This is a genomic window from Fibrivirga algicola (assembly GCF_011742925.1).
Classification (GTDB): domain Bacteria; phylum Bacteroidota; class Bacteroidia; order Cytophagales; family Spirosomataceae; genus Fibrella; species Fibrella algicola.
On record NZ_WAEL01000006.1, the window covers coordinates 371,273 to 384,447 of the forward strand.

The following is a 13,175-nucleotide window of genomic DNA, read 5'->3' on the forward strand; positions in this document are numbered from 1 at the left end:
TAGTGTATAGCGTTTATCCATGAGGTAAGTTAGTAGTTACCCATGGATAGCGGGTGCCTGAGGCGGATACTGTATTTTTTGTAATTATTTTAATAAATTATGAAATACAGTACCCCGGGTTAATCAAATATACCTACTCATTATCACATCCCATACTATGGATAATAATTTGTCCATCCACAATTTCGTATGTCGATCGGGAGATCCGGCAAACCAGATTTAGCTTCTCGAAGAGTGACTCGCCAGACAGATTTGCTGTTATGTAGCAACTCTTTACGGTTACGGGGTCGTACATGACCGACAAACCGTACGTTTTTTCAATTTGATTGAATACCTGATTGATAGGCGCTTCGTCGAAGACATACTCAGTGGCCTGAACCGGTTGCAGAACGATTGGCTGCTGAACCACCGATTTTACTAACCGATCTTCTTTTTCGATGAAAGCTACCTGTTGATTGGCCGTCAGTACTACGCCAACTGACTCGTTCTTTTGCAGTTTCCGCGCCTGCCGCATGTCTTTGCGGGTATAGACCGATACGCGTCCTGAATGGACTTCGACGGTGGCGTTTTTCCCTTGGGTAGTAACCAGAAATGACGTACCCAGCACTTGCGTTGAAATACGGTCAGCATGTACCCAAAATGGACGTTTGGGATTTTTAGTAATGCTAAAAAAAGCTTTGCCGCTGAGATATACCTCGCGCTGACTAGCTTCAAACTGATTGGGATACCGCAGTTTACTGGTCGGATACAGCGTCACTACGCTGCCATCCTGAAGGGTAATTTTCCGGGGTACATGCTGGGTATTGTCTACTTCAGTATAATTGGCTGTCAGCACTGGACTGATTTCGGCCAGCCGTTCCTGTGCGTCAGTAGCTGCCTGGTAGGTCAGCCACAAATAGCCAAGCCCTAGAACCAGGGCAACCGATGCCGCCAGAGCCAGTAAACGACCAGTCCAGTGCGAACGTACCGGTGTTGGAGCCTGCTGTACGATGGTCGAGGAGAGGTAAGCCAGTTCGTCGACGGGTAATGCCGTATTTTTTTCTTCCAGTGCATAGAGAAACGACCGGGCTAACTGCACTTTTCCGGCTGTTTCCGGATGAGCATCCAGAAAGAGTTGCCAGAATGCTTCGCTTTGCGGATCCCGATGAAGTACCCATTGCCGAAACTGTTCGTCGCGGGCAAAGTCTTCAACACTAAACTTCTGGTAATCGGGATTCATGGCACGTTAATATATCAGGTTGGTAATAGATAGCCAATTAGGGGGCTGCATACTTGTTTTTCGTCATAAATTCGAAAAAAGCCGACCAATCAGGCCTATCAGGATCAGTACACCCGCCCAGTGTTCCCGAAACGTTTTGAAAGCTACCTGCATCAAATTAGACACCGACTGCGGGTTAACGTCCATAATAACCGCAATTTCATCACGTTCCAGGTTTTGGTAAAAACGCAGGTAGATGACTTCGCGCTGCCGTTTGGGAAGCTTGTTCAGGGCGTTGGCAATCCGGTGTGTTGTTTCGGCCAGGCTTTCTTGTTCAATCATCGACCATTCGGGCGAGAACTCGACAAAACTACCTTCATTTTCCAGATTGGCCGGTTCATCGTCTTTTAGCACCCGCTGCCGGTACCCCTCTCGAACTACCCGTTTTCTGACGCAGCTAAGCAAATACGCCCGCACACTATCTGGTGTGCTGATGCGGTCGCGGCGGTTCCAGATTTCGATGAATACCTCCTGCACGCAATCCTTTACGAAATCCTCATTCTGCACGAATTTGTACCCGTAGTTTTGCAGCGGATTAAAGTATTTCGCTAGCAGTTTACCAAAGGCTAATTCGTTTCCGCTTTTAAGCTGGTTCCAGAGTTGAACGTCGGTATTTGGCGGATGTTGATTCGTACGTAATGCCATAAGGGAAGAACGGAGTCACTCGAACTGAAAAGCAAAGTAAGTGCAGGGTTGCTTGCTGTTATTGGTAATGTTGTGCGGTACATTCGATTCCAGGTACGTCAGGTCGCCGGTCGTGTTAGGGATCAGTTTACCATTTACGCTTGATTCCGCCTCATTGTTGACCATGATCAGTATTTCGGCGGCCCGGTGCGTATGGGGCGGGTGGCTCGCCAGCCCATTTTTTAGGGTTGTCACGTGCATCTCGAACCGCTTGGTCATGGCCGTAGCCCGGTCGAACATGCGCCGGACGCCCCCTTTGTCGTGAGGCTGAAAAGGCACCTCCTTCCAGTCGATCCAAAATGACCCACCCGCTTTCCGCCCCCGTTCCAGATCGACAGGGGCCTTCGATTCGTAGCGCATCACGTAGTAGGTAGCAGGTACGTCGCCTTTGTTTTCGAACCCGTGTTCATCGCCCGGCATCATCAGGGCAATACTGTTCGGGCCCAGCGTTGCGGTCTTTCCCGCGATGGTCACTGTCAGCTCCCCTTCTTTAATGATAATCAGCTCTTCATCAGTGTGTTTGTGAGCCGGGTGTGGGGCCTGATGCGCTGCCAGCGTGGTCGTGTGCACTTCGATATGCGTAAAGTCGGTGGCGCTGCCTTCGAGCAACTTACGCTGTTCGGTGCCTGGCTTCTTTACCACGGGGGCGGCTTTCCAGGCATGTACAGTAGAAACAATTGGCTGGGCCAACAGGGGGGTAACAGCTGCAAATACAACGAGCAGGGTAGCAGTAGCGCGATTCATAGAGGATAAGGTTAGGTACGTACCTGAAAGCAACCGCATGTTATGAATCTAATGCTCGGGCAGCCTGCTACTTCGCGGCCTTCCGTAAGGGTGTGTAAAGGGCAGACATGGATACACCCGTAGCGGACTTCACATAGAGATTGGCCAATGGCTGATTAGGGAAGAAAATGTCGGTCATCACGGTAAGCCCGCCATCGGCGAAGAGCTCAACAGAGGCGACGTCGACCAGCAGGGTAAGCGACAGGTTGTGGTCCGTTGCAATGCGCGGGGCGATGTGGCGCTTGCCAAACCCTTTTTCGAAACCTGTCTTACCGGCTCTCGAACGGTCGATGTAGTACGAGTTGCTGCTCTTTTCGTAGCCGATTACCAACTCGTTGCCCTGCTCGTTGGCGAGTACGATACTGAAATCATTAGGTGATGGCGTAGACAGCACCAGCTTAATCAATTCGGCCTTACCAGTCTTGCTGGTGAGGTCAACGGTGCCTTTCACCGGCACATTATTCAGTTTGGTTGTTTTACTGGTCAACTTATCCAGTTCGCTAATTGGCGTCGAGGTTAAGTACAACTCCTTGCCCACCTCCCTTAGCCCCAGTTCGCGTGGAACGGTGTTGGCACTACGCCAGGGCGACGTGGGTACTACGTTGGCGTATTGCCAGTTGCTCATCCAGCCCATCAGAATAGTTCGGTTGCCGGTGTTGGCGAAGGTTACACCAGCGTAGTTATCGGTGCCGAAATCCATCCACTTCGTTTTGGTCGAATAAGGCGTGAAGGTTTTCCCATCGAAGTCGCCGACGAAGTATTGTGTAGCCGATCCGCCGTTTGGTCCGCCAGGGTTGATGCTAACGAGCAGTACCCAGGCCTGCTTGCCATTATGCATCAGCGGAAACAGGTCGGGACATTCCCAAACGCCGCCATGTGCGCCCAACTCACGGCCAAATTCGCTTTCGCGGGTCCAGTTCTTTAGGTTTGGCGACGAGTAAAACGTAATTCGGTCTTTGGTAGCCAGCGTCAGAATCCACTTTTTGGCTGGTTCGAACCAACGCACTTTTGGGTCTCGGAAATCAGTGATGCCGGGATTAGGCAACACCGGGTTGCCGGCATATTTGGTCCACGTTTTACCTTCGTCGAGGCTGTAGGCGAGGCTTTGGTATTGAAACCTGTCAGACTTGGCCTTCTCTAGTTTGTCGTTGTGATGCGTAAAGATGGCCACCAGGGGTACTTGTCCGTTTTTGCCAAATCCGCTGGTGTTGTTCACGTCGACAACGGCGCTGCCCGAGAAAATCCAACCGAGGCTATCGGGATACAGGGCAATGGGCTGCTCCTGCCAGCGAATCATGTCTTTGCTGGTGGCGTGGCCCCAGTGCATGGGCCCCCACACGGTCGAATCGGGGTAATATTGAAAAAAGAGGTGATACGTTCCGTTGTGATATACCATCCCATTCGGGTCGTTCATCCAGTGAGCCTTTGGCGAGAAATGGAACTGTGGCCGGTGCGGCTCGTTGCCTTGTGCCATTGCGCTGAGGCTGATTAGGGTAAGTAAGGCGCTGACAATGAATGTATTTTTCATGGTTCGTTTGGGTGTTGGATGGAATGGCCTACGTAGCTTTACTCCCACCCGTAACGGCGGATCACCCTAAAAGGGGCTAAGGCCTCGCGTTGACAAAAAGAAGCGCAATAGCCTCTTTCAGCGAATAGGGGTAAAGTCTCCGCTAAAAAGAAACGTGGACTATATCAGCCCACGTTCTCACTCCTCTCTACTTCATCATAGGTTATTACTAAAAAAACAACTGAAGGGCTTCGGCTCAGGCGGTAATAGCCATACTGTATTGACTGATAATCGTTTGCTCGGTAAATGAAGGCGTTGCACCGCGCTGTGTGCCTACATACGCCCCCGCCGCGCAGGCGAAAGCCAGGGTCTTGGCCGGTGTTTCTCCCTGTAGGGTCTTGAAGAGATAAGCCGCCAGAAAGGCGTCGCCGCAGCCAATCGTATCTTCCACTTCGATGGGGAAGCTTTCCTGCCGGGTAAATCCAGATGCATCGAGCAGAATGGCTCCTTCGTCGCCCAAGGTTACGCAGAGAGCTTCCAGGCTAAAGTGGTCGCGTAGCTGCGTCATGGCCCGTTCCAGATCAACATCATAGCCATACCAATCCGACAGTTCCAGGGTTTCATGTTCGTTCAGTTTGGCAATATCAGCCTGATGCATCAATTCGTCTATCGTACCCCGGTCATAATGTGGGGCGCGGAGGTTGACGTCGAAAATCTTTCGGGGGGCTACAGCCAGAAGTTCCCTTAGTGTTTCGTAGGTACGTGTACTGCGGGCAGCCAAACTGCCATACACAAACAGGTCGCTTTGTTGAACGGCCTCAATCATACTGGAGCTAAGCTGGATATAATCCCAGGAAACGGGTTGCACAATTGTATACACCACGTCCTGACTATTCGTGACGTTAGCTTGGGCCACCCCGGTTGGGTACGTTCCATTGACCTGAATCAGGTTGGTCGGTATGCGCTTCTGATTGAGAAAACCAAGCAATTCGTGACCTAGATCATCGCTGCCTACGCTGCTGATAAGCTGAGCGTCCAGACCGAAGTTGCGTAAGTCGGCCGCTACGTTCATGGGAGCCCCACCAGGTTCCTTGCTAGTGGGCAGCACATCCCAGAGAATCTCGCCAAAACAGGTTATCTTTTTCATAATCAATGAGCAAAGACGGTACGTTCAATTTTTTCGAGGCTGGTCCCTTTTGTTTCGGGCATGATACGCAGGACAAAGACCAGTTGCAGTACCATCATAACTGTGAAGAACAGAAACGTGTTGCCGCCGCCGACTTTCTCAGATAGATAAGGAAAGGTAAACGTGATGATAGCCGCCATGATCCAATGGGTGAAGCTACCAAGTGCCTGGCCGCTGGCACGTACTTCGTTGGGGAAAATTTCGGAGATGAACACCCAGATAACGGCCCCCTGCGAGAAACCGAAAAAGGCGATATAACCAAACAGCAAAAAAGGAACCGTCATGCCGCTGAAGTCTTCGGTATAGAAAGCGCGCGCTACCAACCCCAAAGTAATAATGAGCCCTACCGATCCAATCTTCATGAGCGTTCGCCGACCGTAGCGGTCGATCAGGTTCATCGAGAGTAGGGTGAATATGAGATTGATCAGGCCGATACCCGCCGAGGATAGCAGTGATGAGCTTTTGCCGAGGCCAGTCATCTCAAAAATACGGGGTGCATAGTAAATGATGGCGTTGATACCCGATACCTGATTGAATACTGCAAAGAGTACCGCCAGCATAACTGGTGTTTTGTAATTGCCAGAAAAAAGCCGGGCCGATGCAGATGACTCCGTATGGCTCTTTTGAATGGCCAATAACGTATCTTTTGCTGTGTCGGGATCAATCATATCCAGAATTTGCCGGGCCTCTTCCACGTTGCCCTGCTTAAGCAGCAGCCAGCGTGGGCTCTCTGGAATGTTGAGTACCGTTATCAGGAAGATAATTGAGGGAAGTGCCTGTACGCCCAGCATCCACCGCCAGGGCTCGGCGCCAACATCGGCTAGCAGAAAATTGGAGAGATAAGCAACCAGAATACCCAGGACAATATTGAACTGAAACATACCCACCAACCTGCCGCGCGATTTGGCGGGCGATATCTCGGTAATGTACATAGGCGCAGCTACCGATGATGCACCAACACCCAGCCCGCCCAGGAAACGGAAAATCAGGAAAATTGACCAGTTGGGGGCGAGTGCCGTACCCAGCGATGCCAGCAGGTAGAGTACGGCAATCCAAAACAGCGTTTTCTTGCGTCCCAACGCCTCAGCCGGTATGCCGCCGGTCATAGAACCAATTACTGTACCAACGAGGGCAATGGAAACTGTTAGGCCATGTTCCCACACGCTCAACTGCCAAAGCGATTGCAGCGACTGCTCGACGCCGGATATGACGGCCGTATCGAAGCCGAAGAGGAAGCCTCCCAAAGCAGCGGTGATCGACCAAAAGAATATGCGTTGTTGCTGGCTCATGACTGGTTCGGAATCGTCCGGGCTGGACTCTGTTTATGAACCAAAGCTAGCTGGGTTGCTTCTGGCACGCTTTCAGTAATCGTTCAATTTGTTTCGATGTTCAACTAAATTATTAAACAGTTGATTATAAGGCAGTTGTATATATTAACTGCGAGCGACTTTTTCGATTTTGAAACGCCTTTTTCTGATTTTGTTGCACGCTGAGGCTTGGCTTCGCGTGCCTGTCGAAGGGCCTGGAACGAGAAGCAATACCGTAGTCCATTAGCAGTACAGTACGTCAGCACATTTACAGCTTCGTCAACTGCATAGCGAAGCCGCCGCCGTTGGCCATGCGTAGGTTGAGTTTGGTTTTGCTGGTGACGCGCTTCTTCTCAATCGTGTATGCTTCCGGGTTCGTTTGCCAATCGGCATTGTCGGCGTCGCGGTAGATGGTGGCTTCGTAAGTTTTACCAGCTTCCAAAAAATCCAAAGCCAGCGGAAGTGTCCGGCTGTTTTCGTCGGTGATGGCGCCTACAAACCAGCTGTCTTTTCCTTTGGTTTTGCGGGCAATCATCAGGTAGTCCCCGGGTTCGGCGGCCAGTACTTCACTAGCGTCCCAATCCACAGGTACGTCGCGGATAAACTGGAACGCGTCGAGGTGCTTGTCGTAGTTTTCGGGCAGGTCTGCCACCATTTGCAGTGGGCTGTAGAGCGTAATATATAGGGCCAGTTGCTTAGACAAGGTGGTTCTAACCCGCTGTGTACGGGATGGCTCAAACTGGTTGAGCTGAAAACGGAAAAGGCCTGGCGTGAAGTCCATTGGGCCGCCGAGCATCCGGGTGAAGGGGAGAATGGTGGTGTGCTCGGGTGTAATTCCCAGGGTGGGGGCGTTGTTGAACTCGCTACCACGTGCGGCTTCACTGGCCATCCAGTTTGGGTACGTTCGGTGCAGACCGGTTGGGTGCGCCGACTCGTGCGAATCGACCATAAGCTTGTATTGAGCGGCCTTCTCGGCTACCCGCTGGTAATGATTCACCATCCATTGACTGTCGTGGTGTTCGCCGCGTGGAATGATTCGGCCAACGTACCCAGTCTTCACAGTGTTGATTCCCTTGGCAACCATGTACTGATAAGCAGCGTCCATCCGGCGCTCGTAGTTCGTAACCGAGCCCGACGTTTCGTGGTGCATAATCAGCTTTAGCCCCTTCTGTTGAGCATAGGCCGTCAGCGAGTCGATGTTGTAATCAGGGTAGGGCGTTACAAAATCAAACACCTCCTCTTTCCAGTTGCCGAACCAGTCTTCCCAGCCCTGGTTCCAGCCTTCGACCAGTACCCCATCGAAACCGTTTTTCGCGGCGTAGTCAATGTACTTTTTTACGTTCTGTGTGTTAGCGGCATGCTTGCCAAGCGCTTTGGCCCAGTTGCCTTTGCCGATATGCATTTCCCACCACACACCCATGAATTTCTGCGGCTTGATCCACGACGGATCGGCAATAACCGACGGTTCGTTCAGGTTCAGAATTAGTTTCGACCCTACAATATCAGTGGCTTTATCGCTGACGATGATCGTGCGCCAAGGCGTTTTCGAGGGCGTTTGCAGATAGGCTTTATTGCCAACCGCGTCGGGAGTTAGTTGCGACTGCAGCGTCAGGGTTTTCTTGTCAAGCAGCAAGTGCATGATCGGATAATTCAGTACGGCTGCCTCATACAGACTAATATATAGCCCATCGGCGGTTTTGAAAAGCAGTGGTGTTTGAATGGCATTACCGCCAATTGCCGACTGCAGCGCAATGTCTTTCTCCTGCTTAATTGCCGCCAGAGCGGCGACCTGGCTCAATTTAGTGGTGTTGTACAGGTATTCATTCGAGTCATAATCACCTGGCATCCAGAACGTCTGGTGGTCGGCGCTCAGTGCGAACTGGGTTAGCTCATCGGCCACCACAAAGTGCGTGAGGTTAGGTTGCGTCGGAAACTCATACCGAAAGCCTATGCCGTCGTTGAATACCCGGAAACGTACCTGTATTTGAATGCCCGAACCCGATTGGTCAGCTAACGTTACCCGCAGCTCTTTACAATGGTTCCTGATCTGACTGACCTCGCCCCAAACTGGTTTCCAGGTATCGTCGATGGTGACTGAATCAACGCCGACAACGGTGAACCGGGTCAACGACACGGCGGGCTTGCTGAGGGTAAAACCAAGCGACGACGGCTCGATAACGCGTTTGCCTTTGTAGGTAACCCGGTAAGTAACGCTTCCACTGGTTCCATGACTTACCGCCAGAATGATTGACTTATCGGGCGATGTAATCGTGATATTGGTGGTTTGTGCGGCGGTTTGGATGCTTTGCCAGCATAGGGCAAGGGTCAGCAGGATAGAGAGTGTAGCTTTCATAGGTAAGTTTTGTAAACGAAGCTATGCGCCAGAAGGCGATTTCCTGTACTCAGAGGGCGTTTTCTGCGTATGCTGTTTGAAGAAGGTGGTGAAATAGGCAGGCGAACTGAAACCGGTTTCGTCGGCGATCTCAGCCATCGGTTTGCTGGTTTCGCGGAGCAGATGCTTGGCGCGTTTCAGCCGGACTTCGCTCAGGTAATCCATCGCGTTCATGTTGAGCAGCGCCTGTACTTTTCGATAGAGCTGCACCCGCGAAAGCCCCATCTCGCGGCTTAGCTTCTCAACGCTGAACGATGAATCGCCCAGGTTTTGCTCGATTAGGGCGGTGAGTTCGTTCAGAAATTTTTTGTCCTGCCGGTTGCCGTTGGTCGATTGCGACAGAAAATCGGAGGCATAGCGCCGCTGCCATTTCTCCCGGTTTACCAGCGTAGTACGCAGCGTTTCAAGTAGATACTGAGTATTAAACGGCTTGGTTATGTACGCGTCGGCCCCAACTCGGGTGCCTTCGATTCGTTGCTCCATCTGGCCCTGAGCGGTCAGTAGAATGACCGGAATGTGCGAAGTGCGAAGGTCTGCTTTTACCCGCTGGGTAAGTTGCAGGCCGCTCATACCCGGTAGGGTAATGTCGCTGATGATCAGATCGGGAATAAGCTCCAGCGTGCGTTCCCAGCCTTTTTCGCCGGTTGCCTCGGCAATGATCGCAAATTCATTACTTAGGCGGGTGCTCAGAAAGGCACGCAGGTCGTCGTTGTCTTCGATCACCAGCAACGTACCTAATTGCCGGTCCGGCTGTGCGATGGCATCTACAACATCATTATCGTCCAGATAAACCGGCAATTGTTGCCGCGTTGGTAAACCTGTCATTTCGTCGACCAACAGGTGGGCGTTCCCAAGCGGTAGGCGGACGGTGAAGGTGGTGCCCTGCCCTGGGTGCGACTCCACCATAATCTCACCCTGATGGAGCTGAATAAACTCCATCGACAGGGCCAGTCCAAGGCCTTTCGATAGGCTGAACGGTTTGGTGCCGCTGAAGAACAGGTCAAAGGCGTGGGTCTGCTCGTCGGGTGTCATGCCTTCACCGTTGTCTCGCACCTGCACCTGCACCTCATTCGTTAATACAGTCAACTCTACGTGAATCAGGCCACCGGGAGACGTGTACTTGAAGGCATTTGAGAGGAGATTAACAATGACCTTGTCTAACTTCTCGCCATCAAACCAGACAGGCAAACGAGTGTAGGTTGTAATGAACTGTAGGTCTATCCGTTGCTTTTTGGCGTTGGGAATGAAGTCCTGTACAATGTCCCGAATGAAGGCTATCAGATCTTGTTCAGCAGCGCGGAGGCGTTGTTTGCCAGCGTCTGTTTTGCGTAAGTCCAACATCTGGTCAACCAGCCGAAGCAGCCGGTAAGCGTTTTTTTGCACCAGCAGCAGGTTGCTCTTCAGGTCGTAGGCGCTGACGTTTTTTTTGCTCAGCAAGTCCTCTGTCGGTGTTAGAATCAGACTTAACGGGGTGTTGAATTCGTGGGAGATGTATGAGTAGAACCGAAGTTTCTCCTCCGTTGCCAGCCGGGCCTGCGCCGACACCGTTTCGATCTGGTCCTTCTGGTCCAGAATTTCCTGATTTTGCCGTTCTAGTGTCTGGTAAGCAGCCTGTTTAGACCGGTATAAATATAGTGCCCAGCCGCCCAACAGCATGAAAATCAATAGACTGACTAACGTGACGTACAGGGCGTACTTCTGCGACGTGTAGATCCCATTCAGGTCGTTGATTCGCTGTTGCTGCTTCTCAATATCGACTTGCTGTTCAACGACTTTCTCGTTTTGCAGCTTCATAATACGTACGTTCGATGAATCGATAAGAGTAATGGGCAACCTGTTTTCGCGCTTGAATGGCTGTTTTTTTAGAATAGCCATAGCGGTACGAATCGCCTCTTTACCACCGGTTGGGTAGAGTACCGTAGCACTCAGGATGCCGCGGTCTACCAGATCGATGCCTTCGTTGAGGCCGGGTAGCCCATCAACACCAATGATTTTTACCTGCTTGTCGAGCCCCAATTGCCGGCACACAGTATAGGCTTTCAGAGCCGTGCGGTCATTTTGGGCAAAAATGAGTTGAATGGCAGGTTTGCTGTTCAGCAGTACGATCAGTTTATCAGCGAAAGAGCGTTTGTCCCAATCACCTTCCAGCTTGGTAATCAGCCGAATACCCGGATGAGCTTCAATCGCTTCCATGAACCCCCGATGCCGGTCAATATCAGCCGACGAACCGGGCGACTCGCCAATCTCGATTACGTTGCCGTTTCCCTGCAACAGTTGGTTGGCGTACATACCGGCCGTACGGCCTACGTCTACATTATCGGCACCCACATAGGCAGTGTATTGGTCCGAAGCGGTTCGGCGGTCGAGAATAATAACCGGAATACCCTGCTGGTAAGCTTGCTCTACAACAGGTGTAATGGGCAGCGCCGCGTTGGGCGAAACAATCAGCAAGTCGACCCGCTGCTCAATTAATTCCTGAATTTGCCGAATCTGCTGTTCGCTTTGTCCGCCAGCATCTTTAACGATAAAATCGACTTCGGGCGAGAACGATAACTCCCGATTCATACTGGCACGCATCGTTCTGCGCCAGGTATCGGCTTCAGTACGCTGCGAAAATCCGATACGATATGTTTTTTCGGGAATGGTAGACTGGCAACCAGTCAATGTTGTTGCCAGATACCATGATAAAGCGAGTAAAAAGTATCCCGTTTCAAAAACCGATCCACGCAGGTACGTTATGCGATAGCGTGCAATCCTGTCGAAAAAACTGATCATCTAGTGAACCGGGCGGGCTTAGTGCTGATCTAAATATAATTTATTGTTGAGTTTTTTGAACAGTTAGCAATAGTTCTTTTTCCTGAAACCACGAGAAAAGTGATACTGGTTTAGGCTGGTATTTCTGGCTGAGTGCCTGCCAGTGCAGGCATTATTAGCCGTGTAAGTCCTTTCGTGTTGGGGGCTATCGCGCTGCATACCGGTAATCGGGCGATCTCCGACAGGCTCAGAACGACAAGCGCCAAGCAACGTACCTACACCTCAACCAGCATGGCACCATAAGAGTAGCCGCCTCCGAAAACGGTTACGACAATTCGTTCTCCTTTTTTAAAGGATTCCCAGTGTTCGGAAAGGGCGATGGCGCAACCGGCACAACCGGTGTTGCCCAGATACTGAATGTTGGAAAGCAGTTTTTCTTCTGGAAGCCCCAACGTTTGCATTACATTACGACTGATCCGAAGGTTGGCCTGATGCGGAAGCACGTAATCAACGTCGGCGGCCGTCAGGTTGTGGCGTTCCAGAATCTGAAGGCTGGCTTTAGGCATATAAATGCAGGCGTTCTGAAACACATCGCGGCCATAAGGCATAATGACACCCTTAACCAAGGGTTGTAGAACAACGGCTTCTACCGCTTTACCTGCGTGGGCAGCGCCACCGGTCAGCAGCCCTTTGATCGTGAAGTCACCGTCAGCCTGGCGTTCTTTGGTGATGAGCAGCGCGGCTGCCCCGTCGCCCCAGAGGTGGCCAGACACGGTATCTTCTTCATTATAGTAGGCTGTATTATGTTCGGAGACGACGACAAGTGCCCGACTTGCTTTGTTCAATGCGAAGTAGCCTTCCACTATTTCAATGGCATTGAGCAATGATGAACAGGCCGACGAAACAGAAACGGTAGGAATATCAGCAATACCCAGGTAATGCTGAATAGCGTGGGCCAACGTCACAATGGTATCATGTGGCGTGTAGGTCGCCCCTACGATTAAATCGACAGTTGACAGGTCGGTCTTTTCCTGAAGTCGGGATACGACTTCGATCGACATCGTGTTGGTATTCTCACCGGTGCTTGCCTTGCGGCGCTCACTGATACCGGTCCGAGTAGTGATCCATTCGTCGGAAAGTCCGTTGAGTTGAGTGAAGTGGTCATTGCCGACTATCTGCTCAGGCAAATAGTGACTGACTGCGTGAATAAACATGTGCCGGTTAACTTGGCTTCGAAGACAACAACTGAAAATATCCCGAAAGTTAAAATCTTCCTGGTAGACGTAGTGTTTATAATTGATATA

Annotated in this window: 9 protein-coding genes; all 9 read right to left on the minus strand. The window is 51.3% G+C overall.

Going from position 1 to position 13,175, the window contains the following annotated elements; genetic code table 11:
• Positions 1 to 133 precede the first annotated feature (133 nt).
• On the minus strand, positions 134 to 1,219 hold the full coding sequence (locus F7231_RS17750) for a FecR family protein (protein ID WP_166692890.1): 1,086 nt from the start codon (positions 1,217 to 1,219) through the stop codon (positions 134 to 136).
• A gap of 63 nt (positions 1,220 to 1,282) precedes the next feature.
• Positions 1,283 to 1,903, minus strand: a complete 621-nt coding sequence (locus F7231_RS17755; protein ID WP_166692891.1) for an RNA polymerase sigma factor — start codon at positions 1,901 to 1,903, stop codon at positions 1,283 to 1,285.
• Positions 1,904 to 1,918: 15 nt separating this feature from the next.
• The gene (locus tag F7231_RS17760; protein WP_166692892.1) at positions 1,919 to 2,686 is read right to left on the minus strand and encodes a cupin domain-containing protein; all 768 of its coding nucleotides are present in this window, start codon (positions 2,684 to 2,686) and stop codon (positions 1,919 to 1,921) included.
• 67 nt (positions 2,687 to 2,753) lie between these two features.
• Positions 2,754 to 4,253 (minus strand): glycoside hydrolase family 32 protein, encoded by a 1,500-nt coding sequence (locus F7231_RS17765; protein ID WP_166692893.1) that lies wholly within the window; start codon positions 4,251 to 4,253, stop codon positions 2,754 to 2,756.
• 235 nt (positions 4,254 to 4,488) lie between these two features.
• Positions 4,489 to 5,379, minus strand: coding sequence for a carbohydrate kinase family protein (locus tag F7231_RS17770; protein ID WP_208295635.1), 891 nt, complete (start codon positions 5,377 to 5,379; stop codon positions 4,489 to 4,491).
• 2 nt (positions 5,380 to 5,381) lie between these two features.
• A complete protein-coding gene (locus F7231_RS17775) occupies positions 5,382 to 6,707 on the minus strand; it encodes a sugar porter family MFS transporter (protein ID WP_085411867.1) in 1,326 nt (441 codons plus the stop codon).
• Positions 6,708 to 6,993: 286 nt separating this feature from the next.
• Positions 6,994 to 9,078 (minus strand): glycoside hydrolase family 97 protein, encoded by a 2,085-nt coding sequence (locus F7231_RS17780; RefSeq protein ID WP_166692894.1) that lies wholly within the window; start codon positions 9,076 to 9,078, stop codon positions 6,994 to 6,996.
• Positions 9,079 to 9,099: 21 nt separating this feature from the next.
• A complete protein-coding gene (locus tag F7231_RS17785) occupies positions 9,100 to 11,892 on the minus strand; it encodes a substrate-binding domain-containing protein (RefSeq protein WP_166692895.1) in 2,793 nt (930 codons plus the stop codon).
• A 254-nt stretch (positions 11,893 to 12,146) separates the two neighbouring features.
• A complete protein-coding gene (locus F7231_RS17790; RefSeq protein ID WP_166692896.1) occupies positions 12,147 to 13,085 on the minus strand; it encodes a 3-oxoacyl-ACP synthase III family protein in 939 nt (312 codons plus the stop codon).
• Positions 13,086 to 13,175 lie beyond the last annotated feature (90 nt).